The sequence below is a fragment of the Bartonella sp. B39 genome (assembly GCF_053795145.1).
In genome coordinates this window covers 623,481-644,083 of the sequence record NZ_CP200036.1, presented here as the reverse complement: position 1 = coordinate 644,083, position 20,603 = coordinate 623,481, and the positions used below count along the sequence as shown (strand labels likewise).

General features: G+C 39.2%; 13 protein-coding genes. 4 read left to right on the top strand and 9 right to left on the bottom strand.

Annotation, left to right across the window (positions count from 1 at the left end; all coding sequences use genetic code 11):
* Position 1: 1 nt before the first annotated feature.
* Both rpsB and V4P57_RS02880 read right to left on the bottom strand, forming a co-directional pair.
* A complete protein-coding gene (gene rpsB / locus V4P57_RS02885; protein ID WP_455466681.1) occupies positions 2–775 on the bottom strand; it encodes a 30S ribosomal protein S2 in 774 nt (257 codons plus the stop codon).
* A 157-nt stretch (positions 776–932) separates the two neighbouring features.
* Entirely contained in the window at positions 933–1,757 is an 825-nt protein-coding gene (locus tag V4P57_RS02880) for a cell envelope integrity EipB family protein (RefSeq protein ID WP_455466680.1), read from the bottom strand.
* Between the two features lie 140 nt (positions 1,758–1,897).
* Between V4P57_RS02880 and V4P57_RS02875 the strand changes: the two genes are divergently transcribed.
* Positions 1,898–2,359, top strand: a complete 462-nt coding sequence (locus V4P57_RS02875) for a RidA family protein (RefSeq protein ID WP_455466679.1) — start codon at positions 1,898–1,900, stop codon at positions 2,357–2,359.
* A gap of 137 nt (positions 2,360–2,496) precedes the next feature.
* Complete coding sequence (locus V4P57_RS02870) at positions 2,497–2,919, top strand: HIT family protein (protein WP_455466678.1); 423 nt, start codon at positions 2,497–2,499, stop codon at positions 2,917–2,919.
* Between the two features lie 9 nt (positions 2,920–2,928).
* On the opposite strand, the gene clpA is transcribed toward V4P57_RS02870, so the two are convergent.
* Both clpA and clpS read right to left on the bottom strand, forming a co-directional pair.
* Complete coding sequence (gene clpA / locus V4P57_RS02865; protein ID WP_455466677.1) at positions 2,929–5,280, bottom strand: ATP-dependent Clp protease ATP-binding subunit ClpA; 2,352 nt, start codon at positions 5,278–5,280, stop codon at positions 2,929–2,931.
* A 6-nt stretch (positions 5,281–5,286) separates the two neighbouring features.
* Positions 5,287–5,658: an ATP-dependent Clp protease adapter ClpS gene (gene clpS, locus V4P57_RS02860; RefSeq protein WP_455466676.1), complete on the bottom strand. Its 372-nt coding sequence runs from the start codon at positions 5,656–5,658 to the stop codon at positions 5,287–5,289.
* Positions 5,659–5,901: 243 nt separating this feature from the next.
* On the opposite strand from clpS, the gene V4P57_RS02855 reads away from it, so the two are divergent.
* Both V4P57_RS02855 and V4P57_RS02850 read left to right on the top strand, forming a co-directional pair.
* Positions 5,902–7,248, top strand: coding sequence for a D-alanyl-D-alanine carboxypeptidase (locus V4P57_RS02855; protein WP_455466675.1), 1,347 nt, complete (start codon positions 5,902–5,904; stop codon positions 7,246–7,248).
* Positions 7,249–7,279: 31 nt separating this feature from the next.
* Entirely contained in the window at positions 7,280–7,558 is a 279-nt protein-coding gene (locus tag V4P57_RS02850; RefSeq protein ID WP_455466674.1) for a hypothetical protein, read from the top strand.
* Positions 7,559–8,325: 767 nt separating this feature from the next.
* On the opposite strand, the gene V4P57_RS02845 is transcribed toward V4P57_RS02850, so the two are convergent.
* The 5 genes from V4P57_RS02845 to rpoB all read right to left on the bottom strand — a co-directional run bounded on the left by V4P57_RS02845 (position 8,326) and on the right by rpoB (position 20,474).
* A complete protein-coding gene (locus V4P57_RS02845) occupies positions 8,326–9,723 on the bottom strand; it encodes an L-serine ammonia-lyase (protein ID WP_455466673.1) in 1,398 nt (465 codons plus the stop codon).
* Positions 9,724–10,072: 349 nt separating this feature from the next.
* Positions 10,073–10,753: a nitroreductase gene (locus tag V4P57_RS02840; RefSeq protein WP_455466672.1), complete on the bottom strand. Its 681-nt coding sequence runs from the start codon at positions 10,751–10,753 to the stop codon at positions 10,073–10,075.
* Between the two features lie 417 nt (positions 10,754–11,170).
* Positions 11,171–11,320: a hypothetical protein gene (locus V4P57_RS02835; protein WP_455466671.1), complete on the bottom strand. Its 150-nt coding sequence runs from the start codon at positions 11,318–11,320 to the stop codon at positions 11,171–11,173.
* A gap of 615 nt (positions 11,321–11,935) precedes the next feature.
* Positions 11,936–16,147 carry a DNA-directed RNA polymerase subunit beta' gene (gene rpoC / locus V4P57_RS02830; RefSeq protein WP_455466670.1) on the bottom strand — a complete coding sequence of 1,404 codons (4,212 nt, stop codon included), beginning with the start codon at positions 16,145–16,147 and terminating at the stop codon, positions 11,936–11,938.
* A 178-nt stretch (positions 16,148–16,325) separates the two neighbouring features.
* A complete protein-coding gene (gene rpoB, locus V4P57_RS02825) occupies positions 16,326–20,474 on the bottom strand; it encodes a DNA-directed RNA polymerase subunit beta (protein ID WP_455466956.1) in 4,149 nt (1,382 codons plus the stop codon).
* Positions 20,475–20,603: the final 129 nt, after the last annotated feature.

The window sequence follows — 20,603 nt, the reverse complement described above, 5'->3', positions numbered from 1 at the left end:
ATTACTCAGAAACTGGAATCGCATTTTCCAAAATAGGTTCTATAGGTGCATCAACTTGAGCTCCTAAATCGACACCCATTGCGCCTTGTTGGCGCGCAATACCATCAAGAGCTGCACGAGCAAAAAGATCACAATAAAGAGAAATTGCACGTGACGCATCATCATTACCTGGTATCGGATGAGTAACATTATCAGGATCACAGTTGGTATCAATAATAGCAATAACCGGAATACCTAAACGTTTTGCTTCTTGAATAGCAATATTTTCTTTATTTGTATCGATAATGAATATAAGATCTGGAACAGATCCCATATCCTTAATGCCACCAAGAGCGCGATTAAGCTTTTCACGATCACGTTCAAGATTTAAACGTTCCTTTTTGGTAAAACCTTGTGCTTCAGCAACAAGAATTTTGTCTAGCTTACGCAAACGGTGTATCGAATGGGAAATTGTTTTCCAGTTCGTGAGCATGCCGCCAAGCCAGCGCGCATTGACATAATATTGCGCCGAACGATTTGCCGCATCAGCAATAATGTCAGATGCCTGCCGTTTAGTACCAACAAAGAGAATGCGGCCACCACGCGCAACCGTATCTGAAACAAGTTTAAGCGCTTGGTGTAAAAGAGGGACGGTCTGAGCAAGGTCAATAATATGGATATTATTACGCTCTCCGTAAATGTAGGGAGCCATTTTGGGATTCCAGCGATGTGTCTGGTGTCCAAAATGCACACCCGCTTCTAAAAGCTGGTGCATAGTAAAATCTGGTAGTGCCATAACTTATCCTTTCCGGTTCAACCTCCGCGGAAAAAGCAGGGAAACCTACTACCGGCGGACATTTGCAAGATTTTTTTGCAAACACCCAAATTCCGCGTGTGGAATAACGCTACCATACTAATATTTAATTCTTTTTCAAGTTATTTTCTGCAATCATTTAATGTTTACATTGATTAATATCTTTTCCAGCCTCAAGAAATTCAAGACTGTTCAATTTTGCACGCACTGCAAAAGTCCCATAATCTATATACAGATCACGCATAACACCATTTTCATATAAGAAGAAACTGGTACGATAGACTGGCAAACCATCTTTTTTTTCTATATCATCAAAATAAGAAATCGTAATGGGCCAATATTGCTCCTCATCTAATTCTCCTATTTTTTTCGTTTCAGCACCAGATAGTTGTATCTTCGTCTCGCCAATGAATACACTTTCTTTTATCACTTTGTCTGCTTTATCTGTTCCGTCAAATACAGTGGTATGGTAGAAATGATCTCCTGCTTTTGCATGGCGGATGATGTTCTTTAATTGCATAATTGGAAACTCAGCCATTGCGAGCTTGTATTCTTTTTCCTTTGGCTTTTTTAGTTTAACTATAACTCCATTTTGAATACGCTCTGCTACTCCTTCGGCACGATGTGCAACCTCTTGTCCAACTTGGTCTGTAACACTAAAATGAAATGTACGGCTGTCACCCGTTTCATAACTCGTCGTCTGTTGATCAGTTAAACGCACCGGCATATCTTCAGTATGAATACGATTGACAAAACGAAAACGTGTAGTATAGCCCTGACATTCTGAACCTGTGAGCTCGTAAACCATTCGCCCTGACATCCCCGAAATTGTCATTTCATGAGAAACACTATCGAGTTGAAAATCATAGATAGCCCGATGAGGTGCAATAAAAATTGATTCCTCAGCTTTCGCCGTGTCTAAAAAAACAACATATAAAATTATCATAAATAACGATCTGATCATTCCCAACTTTCCATTCTATCCCCGTCGCATAACACCATACAATAAGGTAAAAAAGGTTCTCTTCTCGATTAATCACACATTTCCTTAAATCGAAAAATAGTCTATGCAATGTACAATAGAATAGCTATGGAGTTTAAATTATGACCAATGCGATTGAAATCCATTTAAAAAAATTAGGAATCGCTCTCCCCGAAGCAATGCAACCTATTGCTAATTATGTAACAGCCTTACAAAGCAGCAACCAGCTTTTTATTTCTGGACAATTGCCTTTTTCTTACGGAAAGCCCATAGCAATCGGGAAAGTTGGTGCAACTGTTAGTGCCGAACAAGCAAAAAAGGCAGCTGAAATCTGTGCACTCAATATTCTCGCACAAATCAAGGCAGCTCTTGGTGATTTAAATAGAATAAAACGCGTAGTAAAAATCACCGTTTTTGTCGCTGTAGCTCCTCATTTTACCGATATTCCTCTTGTCGCTAATGGAGCTTCTGATTTACTCGTCAATATCCTTGGTGAAGCTGGGAAACATGCCCGATCTGCTATTGGTGTTACCTCTCTTCCTATGGATGTTCCAGTAGAAGTTGAAGCCATCATAGAAATCTAAATTTTCATAAATGGCAGCGCACCTACATAAAGCGACAATTGAATGCAAAATCTCTCTTCTAACCCTCTACTAACCCTCACATTCTTCAGTCTTGAAATTAAAGTTCTGAAGCAAAACTCACAAAAGGAAATATTTGTATGAAACAAGCCTATGACAATAACAATATTTTTGCCAAATTGATTCGCAATGAAATCCCTTCTGTTCGTGTCTATGAAGATGAGGATGTTATTGCATTCATGGATATCATGCCACAAGCACCAGGTCATACACTCGTTATTCCCCGAAAAGGCTCTAGAAACCTACTAGACGCAGATACTGAAACATTGTTTCCAGTTATCAAAGCTGTTCAAAAAATCGCTAAAGCTGTTAAAAAAGCCTTTCAAGCAGATGGTATAACAGTCATGCAATTTAATGAGGCAGCTAGTCAACAAACCGTTTATCATCTCCATTTCCATATTATACCACGTATGGAAGGAATAAAGCTTACCCCCCATAATAATGTTATAACGCCTACAGAAATACTTGAAGAAAACGCAAAAAAAATCCGTGCAGCCCTTTAAAGCACTTCTTTAAGTTGTTGAGCTTTTTTTCTTTACACGTTTTTTTGTAAAATGCGCTATTTTTCTACCCTTTGAATCAACAGACATATCAGAAGATAAAACTTTTAACTGCAACCTCTCCTTTTCCCCGTTTAATTTTTGTGTCAAGACGCGTACCATGCCGCCATTGCGTAACTTTCCAAATAAAATTTCGTCAGCTAATGGCTTTTTAATATGTTCTTGTATAACACGACTCAATGGGCGTGCCCCCATCTGAGAATCGTATCCCTTATTAGCGAGCCAAATCATTGCAGGGGGAGTTAATTCAAAACAAACTCTTCGTTCAGCTAATTGCGCTTCAAGCTGAAAAATAAATTTTTGCACAATCTTGTTGATAATTACCTGGGATAAAGGTGAAAATGGAATGATCGCATCTAACCGGTTACGAAATTCCGGCATAAAGAGTCGATTGATCGCTTCAATATCATCACCATCACGATGCACTTTGCCAAATCCGATGGCTGATTTTACCATATCTGAAGCACCAGCATTGGTCGTCATGATTAAAATGATATTACGGAAATCAATTTTTTTGCCATTATGATCTGTTAACTTACCGTAATCCATCACCTGCAATAAAATATTAAACAAGTCTGGATGTGCTTTCTCAATCTCATCCAGCAAGAGAACAGCGTGAGGTTTTTGATCAACTGCATCGCTCAGAAGCCCCCCTTGATCAAACCCTACATAACCTGGAGGAGCCCCAATTAAGCGTGCTACCGTGTGCCGTTCCATATATTCTGACATATCAAAACGCAATAGTTCAATTCCTAAAGAAGATGCAAGTTGTTTTGCAACTTCAGTTTTTCCTACGCCTGTTGGTCCTGAAAATAAATAACTTCCTATTGGTTTATCTGATTCACGCAATCCTGCTCGCGCTAATTTAATTGACGACACTAAAGCGGAAATTGCCTGATCTTGTCCATAAACAACATGTTTTAATTCTCTTTCAAGCTTGCCAAGCATTTTCTGATCATCACCAGAAACTGTTTTTGGTGGGATCCTTGCCATAGTGGCAACTGTTGCCTCAATTTCTTTAACGCCTATGATCTTTTTCCGTTGTCTTTTTGGCAAAAGCTTTTGTGCTGCACCACTTTCATCAACAACATCAATTGCTTTGTCAGGTAATCGACGATCAATCATATAACGTGACGACAATTCTACAGATGCTCTCACTGCCTCATCAGTATATTTGATCTGATGAAAATTTTCAAAATAAGGCTTCAACCCCTGCAAAATCTTAATTGCATCGATAATAGAAGGCTCGTTAACATCAATCTTCTGGAAACGGCGCTCTAAAGCATGATCTTGTTCAAAAATTTTGCGATATTCTCTGTAAGTCGTCGAACCAATACATCTAATAGCTCCGGAAGATAATGCAGGTTTTAAAAGATTTGCCGCATCCATATTCCCTCCCAATGTAGCTCCCGCTCCAATTAAGGTATGAATTTCATCAATAAATAAAACAGCATCTGGATATTGCTCAAATTCTTTAATAACTTGTTTTAACCGTTCTTCAAAATCACCACGATAACGTGTACCTGCAACAAGCCCTCCCATATCAAGAGAAAATATCGTTGCATTTGATAAAACTTCAGGAACTTGCCTATCAATAATGCGTTTTGCCAACCCCTCAATTATAGCGGTTTTTCCAACTCCAGGATCACCAACCAAAAGCGGATTGTTTTTTGATCTTCGACATAAAACCTGAATCATGCGTGAAATTTCCACTTCACGACCAATTAATAAATCAATTTTTCCATTGCGTGCTTTATAATTGAGATCAACACAATAACTCGTCAATGCACTCGTTACCCTTTTATCATTGTCTGAAATCTGTTGATCTAGTTGCTCTTCAAGCCCTTCAAGCAACATGGATAATCCCTCATCCCGTGTGATACCATGTGAGATGAAACGCACAGCATCATAGCGTGTCATTCCCATCTCTTGAAGGAAATATGCTGCATAACTTTCACGTTCAGAAAAAATTGCAACGAGAACATTTGCTCCCGATACTTCATCTTTTCCAGCTGATTGAGCATGAATTACTGCACGTTGAATAACACGTTGAAAAAATGTTGTCGGTTTTGTATCCTCATCAGCTTTAATCTGTACACCCAACTCTGACTGGATATAATTTGTTAAGCGTTCTCGCAATTCTTCCACATCTACCTGACAAGCCTGAATAACTGAATTTGCATCAGCGTCATCTAACAGAGCAAGCAAAAGATGCTCTAATGTCGCATATTCATGCCGCGCTTGGGTAGCGATCGTTAATGCGCGATGCAAAACCTCTTCAAGGCTAGGTGTAAAAGATGGCATAATCCCTCACTTCCCATCCATTACACATTGTAGTGGATGTTCATTTTGACGTGCACACTCCCTCACTTGTACCATTTTCATTTCGGCGACTTCATAACTATAAGTTCCGCATTTGCCTACCCCATTATGATGAATATTTAACATAATGCGTGTTGCTTCTTCGAAATTTTTCTTAAAAAAGCTTTTTAAAACAAAAACAACGAAATCCATAGGGGTGTAATCATCATTAAGTAAAAATACCCGATATAGCTTAGGCTTTTGCAATTTTGGTCTAATCTTTGGCATTACAATAATATCAAGCCCACTTTCATCCCAATTATCGCCCTTTTCTTTGTGCATAATATACGCTATGGGATTCGTTATTCGCTTCTGTACCATTATCATTTCCTGTGGAGCACATTTTCTGTTAATCTTAAATTCTTTCGTAACTATTGCAATATCTATTTGTGTAAAGAAGGAAACTTTCCTTTATAGTTATAAAATTTAAGCCAAATATGGAAACGCACAAAATAATTTCTGTAAATAAATTGGTAATACCATTCACCTAAACTGCGTTAACGAGCTGCAGAAAAATGAATTTTACAAAATTTTTGAAGTAAATGGAGAAATAGGATATCGCAAGTGTATATTAACTGCCAAAAAATTGTGCGCTGCTACAAAAAGGTAGCAATTGCGTTTTTTGTTTCAGCTCTTTCTTACTCCTTGGCATCAGCTACTCCTCAAGGAGCCTATCCTGATAAGTATGCTGCTATCGTTATGGATGCAAATACAGGAAAAACTTTATTTCAAGCCAATGCAACGCTGAAACGTTATCCTGCTTCTTTAACAAAAATGATGACGCTGTATATACTCTTTGAAGCTATGTATATGCGTCGTGTGACACCAAATACACCTATCCCAATTTCACGTTATGCAACAATGCGCCCACCAACAAAAATCGGATTTAAAGCGGGCGAAACAATTTCTGCAGAAACAGCAGCTAAAGCACTCATTACGCGATCAGCAAATGATGTTGCCACTGCCATTGCAGAATATCTCGGCGGCAGTGAAAAAAAATTCGCTCAAATGATGACAGCTAAAGCCCGAAAACTTGGCATGATACATACGCATTTTGCAAATGCTTCAGGACTTCCGGATGTGCGCAATTATACCACAGCACGGGATATGGCCACTTTATCATTAGCCCTACGCAAACATTTTCCACAACAGTATAAATTGTTCAAAATAGAAAGTTTTAATTTCCGTGGACAGACAATTAATAATCACAATAAACTCGTCAAAATAATCAAGGGTGTCGATGGAATTAAGACAGGCTACACACAAATGTCAGGTTCTAATTTAGCAACTTCAATGCGTCTTGAGGGACGATCTATCGTTGCTGTCGTTATGGGAGGCAAATCTTCTACCGCACGTGATGAGCATATGGCTAGCTTATTGAGCCAATATTTGCCAAAAGCAAGCCAGATGAAAACTAATGGTCGTTTAATAGCTTCTGCACACTATAATTTGCCCACTGGTGCGAACATTCCTATACCAATCATTAAAGCTGAGCCAACAAATTCAGATGACGAAATTTATCCACTTTTGACAGCATTTTCAGAACAACCTAGAAATTCCAATATGGCTATAGCTGCTGTAAACAAGGTGATTATACCAATTCCCAATCCTCAGAAAACTATACCCGATGAGACCAAAATTATTACAGCTTCTTTATTCACAAACGCTGGATGGGCCATCCAAATTGGTTCTCTTCCTGGCAAAGAACAAGCAAAGACTTTGCTTTTAAAAGCAAAAAATACAGCTTATTCTGCTTTAAAGAATGCATCTTCACATATGCAACTATTTGAAAAAAGTGGACATCGCTATTATCGTGCGCGGTTTGTCGGATTTCAATCAAAAAAAGCTGCACTCAATGCTTGTTCTACATTAAAGAAAGCAAATTTTAACTGCTATACTGTAGCTTACTAAAAGTTTTTGAATTCGCGTTAAGGATAGTATCATGATACATAATGCTCTTGCTTCATCTTCTGAAAAAGAAAAATTATTGAAGCAATCATCTTTTCTCTCATTGCGTTCTCTTCACGATGCTGCAGCAAAACTTGCTCATTTACAATATACTCCAGCGACGTTAGACACGAAATCTCTTGTCAACCTTCTTATTTGCCAAACGACGCGAAATCGTCGTCTCGTAATGCCTCCTGTACGCATTCATTTACGCGTTGCAAGCCAAACCGGTAATATACCTATTAAAATCCATCTAGGTGCAACAAATAGCTAATTATATAGATAATTTTTACAAAAATTATTTTGTAAATCAGAATATTAGCGCATTATCTAGAAGTTTTTAAAGATTCTTTAGCACGCGCACGTCTTCCTTTAAATTTATAAGAGTTGCGGTTGTAAATTATTGCTCTCTAACCATCTGATCAATTTTTTAATGAAACCATCCCTTAAAGAGCACAGAAAATACTAAATGTTAGCTCACCTTTGAATTTAATATCAAAAATTATCCTTGATATTTTTTCATAAGAAAGAAGTGATCTCATTGAATGTCAGCTTTTCTCATTGTTTAGATACTATTGTAATAACTCAATGAAGAAAATTCTTTTTAATAACACACAAATCTACCCAAGAAATATAAACTGTATAAAAAATTTCCTAAGCCGTTTCCAAAACTCATGATATTCTTTCCAAAACATAAAGCAACTTGAAAAAACTCTCTTATTGAACAATACACTTTTAGATAATTCACCCTTTTACATTTTGAATGATAACCCCTGATACAGGAATATGCTCTCATTTCAAATCCATATAAAATAAGATGATAAAAATCACTTGCGTACACATTATAAGTAGATATTGCTGTGTTAAATAAAAAAACGTTCGAGAAAGAACTGCATATGCCTCTTTTATAAACCGTTTTAATACCGAGGGTAGTCGGCAATATTGGGGGCTAAAAACTATAATGATGGTGTCCACTTGTACCTTCGTAAACGATAAATAGCCCCTAAAGAATCTACCAGATTAACTATCCGTTGCACGCTTTTAACAAGATATAGCATTGACTGCGAGACCAGCTTTACTTGTTTCTTTATAGCGTTCACTCATATCATGTCCAGTCTGGCGCATTGTTTCTATACAAGCATCAAGAGAAACAAAATGATCCCCATTACCATGCAAAGCAAGAGAAGAAGCCGTCACCGCCTTAACAGCCCCCATTGCATTACGCTCAATACAAGGAACCTGAACAAGACCTGCAACCGGATCACACGTCATTCCCAAATGATGCTCAAGGGCAATCTCTGCTGCATTTTCAATTTGAGCCGGTGTACCACCTAACGCTGCTGTCAACCCCGCAGCTGCCATTGACGACGCCGTCCCAACTTCACCTTGACAACCAACTTCTGCACCAGAAATAGAGGCGTTATGTTTTATGACACCACCAATAGCCGCTGCCGTCAACAAAAAATTGTGTATTCCCTCTCGATCTGAATCATCATTAAACTGAAGATAATAACGCAGAACTGCAGGTACAACACCAGCTGCCCCATTCGTCGGTGCCGTAACAACACGACCACCAGCGGCATTTTCCTCATTCACCGCTATGGCATATACTGAAAGCCAATCGTTTGCCCAAAGCGGGTAATTGCGATTTTTCTTTCGATTTTCCAAAAGCGTTTCGTGCAGTTTTTTAGCACGTCTTGGAACATGCAATCCGCCTGGCAACTCGCCTTCTTGTGAGAGACCTCTATCAATGCAATTTGTCATAGCTGAAAAAATTTCATCGAGCCCTCTATCAAGAGCAGAACGCTCCATCTTTGTCTCTTCGTTTAGGCGCTTCATTTCAGCAATTGAAAGTCCTGACTTTTCTGCCATTAATAACATTTGGCGCGCAGAATCAAAGGGATATGGAATCTCAAATGTTTTTGATTGTATATTATCATTCATATAGCTTAATTCATCTTCAGTCACAACAAAACCACCGCCGATAGAATAATAAACCTGCCTCAAAAGAATATTCCCATCAGCATCAACCCCTTCAAACGCAAGTCCATTAGCATGCCCAGGTAGGGCTTTGTTTCGTTCAAAAATAAGATCACTTTGCAAATCAAACTGATAAGCGGAATGACCTTCTGGTTGCACTTTTTTTTCACGTGTAACTTTTTCTAACAAGAATCCTATACAATCAGGATCAACAGTAGAGGCTTTTTCTCCCAAAAGCCCTAATATAATGGCTCTATCTGTAGCATGACCAATTCCTGTGAAAGCTAAAGAACCATAAAGATAAACACGTATACGAGAGACTTTAGCACCAGATGGCTGAGAAAAATTCCGTGCAGAAATCTCTCGCAAAAACATATTAGCAGCCGTCATTGGTCCCATCGTATGTGAACTAGAAGGACCAATACCAATTTTAAAAAGTTCAAAAACAGATAAAAACACTCATCACCCCAAAACTATATACAGCTTGAGTATACGCTCTTTTATCACACTTGTCCCATTTAAAATCAAATTGTAAGATAAGCTAAAAGAATGACAGCAATAAATATAACCGTCGCTCGTCTCGCTACCATCCAACACTTTCTTTCTATAGCGCTTTCCATAGCTAACCTTCAAAATGAACAACGGTCTTAGAATAACCACTCTCTTAATTCTTTGAAGGTAGTAAAATAAGTGTTAACATGCAATATTAAAATTTGATAAGAATGAGAGGTTCTCACCGAAATATTTTTTAACGTCTTAAGCTCTTAAAAAATTACGCTCACTTACAAAAATATCCCCATAAATACGATTAAATAAAGCGTACAAAATTCTCAATTGGTTCACGTTCAGTCTCAAAATTGTTTTCTGGAGCACTTTCATCACGATAGCCAAGTGCCATGCCACAAATAATGTGCCGATCAGAAGGTACTGACAAAAGTGTACGAATTTGTTTATGATAACCAGCAAAAGCAGCTTGGGGACATGTATCTAAGCCGAACCCACGTGCTGCTAACATGATGGTCTGCATAAACATCCCCAAATCAAGCCAGCTTCCCATTTCCATGTCGTAATCCATTGTAAACAAAAGTCCTACAGGTGCACCAAAAAATGAAAAATTCCGCGCTTTTTGGAGAAGTATTTTTTTCTGCTCGTCTTTTTGAATTCCAAGACTCTTATAAAGATCCAAACCAATTTTTCGACGCCTCGAAAGATAGGGTTCGCGCCATTGACGTGGATAATAACGAACTTCACGTTCTTCTTTTACACCTGAGAGCGCGAGTTTGGAAAGTTCTTGTCCTACTTTCTGCAATACATTTCCTGTAAGAACAATGACTTGCCATGGTTGGATATTTGTTCCAGATGGCGCACGAGCCGCAAGTTTTAAGATTTCTTTGATCATTTCGTGTGAAACTGGCTGATGAGTAAAAGCGCGAATCGACTTACGTGTCAGAATAGACCGGAAAATATCAATAGGAGAATCGTTCGTCATTGTTTTTACTTTCTCTTTTGAAAAGTGAATTTAAATATCGTTGTTTTTTATTCATAGCCGGTATGTTGCAACACCTTTGCAACCATTTTTCATTCGCTCTATTTTTTTGAAAGACTTACCACATTTGAGGCCCTATCAATGCCTATCATTAAAGAACATACAGCCCATCTCTCTCATCAAAAAGTGAATGTGAAATAAACTTTATAATCAACGATTAATTCCTAATTCAGCTAAACTCTCAAAGAAGTTTTCTCTATGCATCCTAAATCATGCAGGAGATCATCAATACAACACTGCATTTGCTATAAATAGGCCCGTTTTTTATTAATCCCTGCAATTAATTTCTTAAGATTTTTCTCATCATCAGGTAGTTTTGCGACTATAGTCAACATATCAGATATTTCAGACAAAGAAAATTTAACTCTTTTTAACACGCAGTATCTGTTTTAATTTGCGATGATCCGTTTGCGTATAAAGCCGTACACTCTCACGGCGAAAAGGCATAAAAAGCTCTTCTTCTTCATAACAACGCAAAATCCAAGCAGTTATTGAAAATTCGTACGTCAATTCGCCAATTGAATAATATTCGTATGTTTTATCATTCCGTCTTATAGATACACTTTTATCAGATATCTGTTTTTTATAAAATTTTAATTAGCTTTTTATCCTCTACTTTCCTCAATTTTTAAAATATAAAAAACACAAAATCTTCTCGTCATGCAAATATCATACAGCAGAAAATCAATTATTATTTGGATTACAGAAAAGATTTTTAACCACCTATTATAACACCTTTTCAATCTTTATAAAATATATCAACCAAAAAAAATCTCACAATATTCAAAACCAGTAGCTATCTTATTTTCAGATAATTCACCCCTGTTCCCTTAACACATGATAACCTATCACCATATGCACTTTTTAACCTTAAATATATTGGAAATAAACTTTCTATCCAACTGTAAAATGAGAAATTTATGAATAAGAAGCGCATGAAAAGATGAATATCACTATAAGAAAATACAATAGGCCAGAAAAATGCTTAAAACAATAATCGCCTTACAGCTTTTAAAGTCATATTTTTTAGAAAAACACGGGGATTCTGCATTATGCAATCTGTAAAAAACGCCCAAACTTTATATTCGGACGCTCTTATGTCAATTCTTTAAGTATGTATACAAATTATTCAGCAACCGCTTCGGTTGTCATATTTGTCAACATAGCCTTAGCTATTTCATTATTGCTAGACTTGCGCCGCTCATCCACAATCAAATCATCACGGACCGTAGCAATACGGCGAATTTGAGCAATTGTACCGCCCGTACCCGCAGGAATAAGACGACCAACAATAACATTCTCCTTAAGACCTTGCAAAGTATCAATTTTACCAGAAACAGCTGCCTCAGTAAGCACCCTTGTTGTTTCCTGAAACGATGCTGCCGAAATAAAAGAGGGTGTTTGAAGAGATGCTTTCGTAATTCCAAGAAGGATGGGGGTACCAGACGCGGGTCTCTTCCCTTCTGCAATCAAATTATCATTGATTTCATCAAGTTCAATGCGATCAACATTATCACCTGCAATATAGCCTGAATCTCCAGATTCAGTAATCTCAACTTTTTGCAACATCTGACGAACAATCACTTCAATATGCTTGTCATTAATTAAAACACCTTGCAAACGATAAACTTCTTGAATTTCATTAACAAGATAAGACGCCAAAGCTTCAACGCCCTTAATTGCTAAGATATCATGAGGAGCTGGATTACCATCGAGGATATAATCTCCTTTTTCAATTTGATCGCCCTCTTGAAAGTGAAACAGTTTGCCCTTTGGAATTAAATATTCTACCGGTTCAAGAGTTTCATCATTTGGTTCGATGATAATACGACGCTTATTCTTGTAACCACGACCAAAACGAATTGTACCACTGACTTCAGCAATAATAGCATGATCTTTTGGACGTCGCGCTTCAAAAAGCTCAGCCACACGTGGTAGGCCACCTGTAATATCTTTTGTCTTAGCACTTTCCATTGGCAAACGAGCAATAACATCACCAGCCTTAACATGCGAACCAGGCTCAACAGAAAGAATGGTTTCGACTGACATCATATAACGGGCCTCACCCCCCTTATACAATTTAGCAATGTTTTCACCTTTTTTATCTGTGTGGATGATAATGGCTGGTTTTAGATCAGCACCACGCGGATTAGCACGCCAATCAATCACTAAACGCTTTGTAATACCGGTAGACTCATCAGCCGTTTCAGTAACTGATAAACCATCAATCATGTCTTCAAAACCTACATAACCTTCAACTTCAGTTAAAATTGGACGTGTATAAGGATCCCATTCTGCTATACGTTGCCCACATTTAACCACATCACCATCATCAACGAAAATATGCGCACCATAGCTAACACGATGCACTACACGCTCTTTTCCAGACTCATCCTTGATAAGGATAGCCATATTACGCCCCATAACCACCAAATGACCTTCAGAATTGCGAACCACATTGCGATTACGAATTTCCACCGTACCTTCATAGGAGGCTTCTAAATGAGATGAATCCACAACCTGGGCCGTTCCCCCTAAGTGGAAAGTACGCATAGTAAGCTGAGTTCCTGGTTCACCAATGGACTGAGCCGCAATAACACCAACAGCTTCACCCTGATTCACTGGTGTTCCACGTGCCAAATCACGACCATAGCATTTAGCACAAACACCAAGACGCGTTTCGCATGTCAAAGCAGAACGGATTTGAACAGACTGAATTCCAGCTTCTTCAATCTTAGCAATATCAGCTTCCTCAATCATCGCACCACCTTCAAGGATAACCTCTCCAGAAACTGGATGTAAAATATCAACAAGTGCTGTGCGACCAAGAATCCTTTGACCAAGAGATGCAACAATTTGTCCCGCATCAACAATAGGCTGCATAGTAAGCCCCTTTGCAGTACCACAATCAACTGCTGAAATAATAGCATCCTGTGCAACATCAACAAGGCGGCGTGTTAGATAACCAGAATTGGCTGTTTTTAACGCAGTATCAGCAAGCCCTTTACGTGCACCGTGAGTCGAATTGAAGTACTCGTTAACGGTTAGACCTTCCTTAAAGTTTGAAATAATTGGTGTTTCAATAATTTCACCCGATGGCTTTGCCATTAATCCGCGCATACCAGCCAACTGCTTCATCTGGTTAGCAGAACCACGTGCACCAGAATGTGACATCATATAGATCGAATTCATTGGCCGCTGACGACCCGTTTTAGGATCAAACTCAACGGCCTGAATACGTTTCATCATTTCATCCGCAACGCGATCCGTACATTTACCCCAAGCATCCACGACCTTATTATATTTTTCACCTTGCGTAATTAAACCGTCATTATATTGCTGTTCATATTCTTTAGCTAAAGCTTCCGTTTCTGCAACTAAACGCGATTTGCTATCAGGAATAACCATATCATCCTTGCCAAAGGAAATTCCTGCACGACAAGCATAAGAAAAGCCAAGCTGCATGATACGATCACAGAAAATAACCGTTTCTTTTTGCCCGCAATGCCGATAAACTTGATCAATCATTTTAGAAATATTCTTTTTGGTCATTTCTTGATTAACAATATCAAACGAAATATTCGGATTTTTCGGCAAAAGCTCCCCGATAATCAAGCGACCAGGTGTTGTATCATAAAGTTTGGCAACTTCTTTTCCATCCTTCCCCATATTGTTAACGCGGCCTTTAATCTTCGTATGAAGAGTTACAACCTTATTTTCTAAAGCGTGATGGAGTTCACCTATATCAGAAAAAGCCATTCCCTCACCTGGTTCTTTTTCTGAAACGATCGAAAGATAGTAAAGGCCAAGAACCATATCCTGCGAAGGAACAATAATCGGTGCCCCATTGGCTGGATGAAGAATATTATTGGTCGACATCATCAAAACACGGGCCTCAAGCTGTGCTTCAAGAGAAAGCGGAACATGAACCGCCATCTGATCGCCATCAAAATCCGCATTAAAAGCAGTACACACCAAGGGATGCAGCTGTATAGCTTTCCCTTCAATCAAGATAGGTTCAAAAGCCTGAATCCCCAAACGGTGCAATGTCGGCGCACGATTGAGCAAAACAGGATGTTCACGAATAACCTCATCTAAGATATCCCACACTTCCGGATGCTCTTTTTCAACAAGCTTCTTTGCTTGTTTTACAGTTGATGAATACCCCTTCGCATCAAGCCGTGCATAAATAAATGGCTTAAACAACTCAAGAGCCATCTTTTTAGGAAGACCACATTGATGCAATTTTAATTCAGGGCCAGTTACAATAACAGAACGCCCAGAATAATCAACACGCTTTCCAAGTAAGTTTTGGCGGAAACGCCCTTGCTTACCCTTCAGCATATCTGAAAGAGACTTGAGTGGACGCTTATTTGCTCCAGTAATTACACGCCCACGCCGACCATTATCAAACAACGCATCGACAGCTTCTTGCACCATACGTTTTTCATTGCGCACAATAATTCCAGGGGCACGCAATTCAATCAACCGTTTCAAACGGTTATTACGGTTTATTACTCGTCGATAAAGATCATTCAGATCCGATGTCGCAAAACGCCCACCATCAAGCGGAACTAATGGACGTAAATCAGGTGGAATGACTGGAATCGTCCTCATAATCATCCACTCTGGTTTATTACCAGATTCAAGAAAATTCTCAACGATCTTAAGTCGTTTAATCAGCTTTTTCTGCTTTAACTCCGAAGTTGTCTCAGATAATTCGGCGCGCAAATCATTCGCGAGTTTCTCTAATTCCATGCTGGCTAGAAGCTCGTAAATAGCCTCAGCGCCAATCATAGCTGTAAATTGATCCTCCCCAAACTCATCAATAGCAAGCATATACTCTTCTTCAGAAAGAAGCTGATAGAGCTTAAGGGATGTCAATCCTGGTTCTGTTACAATATAATTCTCAAAATAGAGAACCCGTTCAATATCCTTCAAAGTTAAATCTAAAAGTGTAGAAATACGACCTGGCAATGATTTAAGGAACCAAATATGCGCAACCGGTGCCGCAAGCTCAATATGGCCCATACGCTCACGACGTACGCGCGAAAGAGTCACCTCTACACCACATTTCTCACAGATAATACCCTTATATTTCATGCGTTTATATTTACCGCACAGACATTCATAGTCTTTAATAGGGCCAAATATACGTGCACAAAAAAGACCATCACGCTCTGGCTTAAAAGTCCTATAATTAATAGTCTCAGGCTTCTTGATCTCACCATACGACCAAGACAAAATCTTCTCAGGACTCGCAATGGAAATACGAATAGAGTCAAATGTCTGCGCTGGCGCCTGAGGATTGAAAAGATTCATGACCTCGTGGTTCATGCCGTTCTCCTTCAAAGATTCTTATAACCCGTTATTATATCTTATTAATTTTATCACAGATCTTATTTAAAACCCATTTTTATCTTTTAAACTGTCTGCGCTACCTTAATAAAAGTCTTTTATTTAACCTCTTAAGATAATCAGAGCGCGCTCTTTCCAGTGCACTCTTCTCAAATTATTATTCTACTGTATCAGACAATACCCGCTGTGCAATAAGCTCGCGCGCATCATCAAGTTCTACATTAAGAGCGAGTGAGCGCATTTCTTTTACCAGCACATTAAAGCTTTCGGGTATACCTGCTTCAAATGTATCATCACCACGCACAATTGCCTCATAGACTTTCGTTCGACCAGCCACATCATCTGATTTTACAGTCAACATCTCCTGCAAAGTGTATGCAGCGCCGTAAGCTTCAAGTGCCCAAACTTCCATTTCACCAAAACGCTGACCACCAAATTGTGCCTTACCACCTAATGGCTGCTGGGTAACAAGCGAATATGGTCCAATCGAACGCGCATGAATCTTATCATCAACAAGGTGATGCAATTTCAACATGTAAATATATCCAACTGTCACCGGACGATCAAAAGGCTCTCCAGTACGACCATCATAAAGCGTAACCTGTCCTGAGCTATCTAGCCCTGCATCTTCCAACATCATGTTGATATCAGATTCATGTGCTCCATCAAAAACAGGCGTTGCGATTGAAACGCCTTTCTTCATCTGCAGTGCCAATTTATAAATGCTTTCATTATCATACTGACGTACTGGTTCATTATGATCATTATCAGGCATCAGATTCTCAATACGCTGACGCAAAGGAAGGATATCCCCAGTCTCTTGATATAATTCTATCAAATCACCAATCTTCTTGCCCATACCAGCACACGCCCAACCAAGATGTGTCTCAAGAATTTGACCAACATTCATACGACTAGGCACACCAAGTGGATTCAAAACGATATCAGCGTGGGTTCCATCTTCGAGAAACGGCATATCTTCTACAGGAAGAATACGTGATACAACCCCCTTATTACCATGACGTCCTGCCATTTTGTCACCCGGTTGGATTTTGCGTTTTACAGCTACAAAAACCTTAACCATTTTCATGACACCAGGAGGCATTTCATCACCTCTTTGGACCTTCTCAACTTTATCCATAAAGCGACGTTGTAATGCTTCTTTTGATTCATCATACTGCTTGCGCAAAGCCTCAATTTCATTCTGAAGCTTTTCATCATCAACAGCAAATTGCCACCATTGTGAACGCGGATAGTGAGCCATCACCGTATTGTCAAGTTCCTTACTACCCGAAAAGCCTTTTGGACCTTCTACAGCAACTTTGCCTACCAACATATCAGCAAGACGCGCATAAACATTGCGATCAAGGATCGACTGTTCATCATCACGATCTTTAGCTAAACGCTCAATTTCCTCACGTTCAATTGCCATTGCACGTTCATCTTTTTCCACACCGTGGCGGTTGAAAACACGAACTTCAACAACAGTTCCAAAAGTTCCAGGAGGCATTCGCATAGAAGTGTCACGAACATCTGAAGCCTTTTCTCCAAAAATGGCACGTAGAAGCTTTTCTTCTGGCGTCATGGGACTTTCACCTTTTGGTGTAATTTTGCCAACCAAAATATCACCAGGCTGAACTTCAGCACCAATATAAATAATACCAGCCTCATCAAGATTCCTTAACGCTTCTTCCGCAACGTTAGGAATATCGCGCGTAATTTCTTCTGGACCAAGCTTTGTATCACGTGCTGCTACTTCAAATTCCTCAATATGAATTGAGGTAAAAACATCATCGGCAACAATACGCTCGGATAACAAAATGGAATCTTCATAATTGTATCCATTCCAAGGCATAAATGCCACAAGAACATTTCGCCCAAGAGCTAAATCACCAAGATCTGTAGACGGACCATCTGCAATAATATCACCCTTCTCTATCCGATCTCCTACATGCACGAGGGGACGCTGATTAATACAAGTAGACTGATTGGAACGCTGAAACTTTTGTAGACGATAAATATCAACACCAGACTTTGAAGGATCCAAATCTTCTGTTGCACGGATCACAATACGGGTTGCATCAACCTGATCAACAATACCACCACGCTTTGCACTAACGGCAGCACCTGAATCACGAGCAACAATTGGTTCCATTCCCGTACCGACAAATGGTGCTTCAGCACGCACAAGTGGAACCGCCTGACGTTGCATGTTTGATCCCATCAAAGCACGATTCGCATCATCATTTTCCAAAAATGGAATAAGAGCTGCTGCTACTGAAACCAACTGTTTTGGTGAAACATCCATCAAATCCACATGATCGCGCGGTGCCATCAAAACTTCACCTGCATGACGACAAACAACAAACTCTTCTGTAAAGCGCCCCTCAGAATCCAATGAAGAATTAGCCTGAGCCACATAATGCTTTGATTCTTCCATAGCAGATAGGTAAATAACTTCTGTTGTCACTTTACCATCGATAATTTTGCGATATGGACTTTCAATAAAACCATATTTATTAACCCGCGCAAATGTCGCTAAGGAATTAATTAAACCAATATTAGGACCTTCCGGCGTTTCAATTGGACAAATACGGCCATAATGCGTAGGATGTACGTCACGAACTTCAAAACCTGCACGTTCACGTGTCAAACCACCTGGACCAAGAGCAGAAAGACGGCGCTTATGGGTAATTTCTGATAATGGATTGGTTTGATCCATAAACTGCGATAATTGTGAAGATCCAAAAAACTCGCGAACCGCTGCAGCAGCGGGCTTTGCGTTAATTAAATCTTGTGGCATAACTGTATCAATTTCAACCGATGACATACGTTCTTTTATCGCACGCTCCATACGGAGCAAACCAATGCGATACTGATTTTCCATCAACTCTCCAACTGAACGAACGCGACGATTGCCAAGATTATCAATATCATCAATTTCACCACGACCATCGCGCAATTCAACCAACATCTTAACAACAGCGAGAATATCCTCTTGACGCAAAATGCGAACCGTGTCTGGACAATCAAGATCCATACGCAAATTCATCTTAACACGCCCTACAGCCGAAAGATCATAACGTTCTGGATCAAAAAATAATGAATGGAACATAGCTTCTGCTGTATCCATTGTTGGTGGCTCACCGGGACGCATAACCCGATAAATATCAAACAATGCATCCTGCCGACTTTCGTTTTTATCCACTTTTAAAGTATTACGAATATATGCTCCAATATTCATGTGATCAATATCAAGAATATTAATTTGATCCGCATTAACATCAAACAAAACCTTCAATATTTTTTCGTCAATTTCATCACCAGCTTCAAGATAAACCTCACCTGTCTGATAATTAACTATATCCTCCGCTAAATAACACCCTAATAAATCATCCTCACTAACCTTAACCGCCTTGAGACCTTTCTCAGCTAAAGATTTTGCAGCACGAAGCGTTAGCTTTTTACCAGCCTCAACAACAACTTCACTGCTGTCCGCATCTACAAGGTCAGAAACAAGCTTCATGCCCTTAAAGCGATCAACAGAATAAGGAATACGCCATCCATCTCCATCTCGCTCATAAGTGACTTTATTATAAAACATCGATAAAATGTCTGATGCATCCATACCTAACGCCATCAAAAGACTCGTAACAGGAATCTTGCGTCGCCGATCAATACGAGCATAGATGATGTCTTTAGCATCAAACTCAATATCAAGCCAAGAACCGCGATAAGGAATAATACGAGCAGCAAAAAGAAACTTTCCCGATGAATGCGACTTTCCTTTATCATGATCAAAAAAGACACCTGGAGAGCGATGCATCTGTGAAACAATAACGCGCTCCGTACCATTTACGATAAAAGTACCATTCGTCGTCATTAAAGGCATATCACCCATATAAACGCCTTGCTCTTTAATATCTTTGATATCTTTTGATCCCGTATCTTCATCAATATCAAAAACAATTAAACGCAATATCACCTTTAATGGCGCAGCATAAGTCAAATCACGCTGACGGCATTCTTCAACATCAAATTTTGGTAAATCAAATTCATAACCAACAAACTCAAGCATAGCTGTACCGGAAAAATCCGAAATAGGAAATACCGATTTAAAAACAGCCTGTAAACCTTCATCTGGTCGTCCACCTTTCGGTTCCTCAACCATGAGAAACTGATCATATGACGCTTTTTGTACCTCAATAAGATTCGGCATTTCTGCCACCTCAGGAATCTTACCGAAAAATTTGCGTACGCGCTTACGACCATTGAATTGAGACATCATCGCTAGGGTTTGAGCCATCATCGCTCCTTGATTTTTACTCTTCAAGGTAAACTAAACCTTGAAAGCTTTATGTCATTAACCTGCACATGCAGACCAGTTCACCTGATACCCGATAATGGATATCACCAATTTGCTCCATTAACATAA

Coding starts and splice junctions, on each gene's coding strand:
- clpS (WP_455466676.1), bottom strand. CDS start 5,658: ATGGTACAGAAGCGAATAACGAATCCCATAGCGTATATTATGCACAAA.
- rpoB (WP_455466956.1), bottom strand. CDS start 20,474: ATGGCTCAAACCCTAGCGATGATGTCTCAATTCAATGGTCGTAAGCGC.
- rpsB (WP_455466681.1), bottom strand. CDS start 775: ATGGCACTACCAGATTTTACTATGCACCAGCTTTTAGAAGCGGGTGTG.
- V4P57_RS02840 (WP_455466672.1), bottom strand. CDS start 10,753: ATGACGAACGATTCTCCTATTGATATTTTCCGGTCTATTCTGACACGT.
- V4P57_RS02850 (WP_455466674.1), top strand. CDS start 7,280: ATGATACATAATGCTCTTGCTTCATCTTCTGAAAAAGAAAAATTATTG.
- V4P57_RS02875 (WP_455466679.1), top strand. CDS start 1,898: ATGACCAATGCGATTGAAATCCATTTAAAAAAATTAGGAATCGCTCTC.
- V4P57_RS02870 (WP_455466678.1), top strand. CDS start 2,497: ATGAAACAAGCCTATGACAATAACAATATTTTTGCCAAATTGATTCGC.
- V4P57_RS02880 (WP_455466680.1), bottom strand. CDS start 1,757: ATGATCAGATCGTTATTTATGATAATTTTATATGTTGTTTTTTTAGAC.
- rpoC (WP_455466670.1), bottom strand. CDS start 16,147: ATGAACCACGAGGTCATGAATCTTTTCAATCCTCAGGCGCCAGCGCAG.
- clpA (WP_455466677.1), bottom strand. CDS start 5,280: ATGCCATCTTTTACACCTAGCCTTGAAGAGGTTTTGCATCGCGCATTA.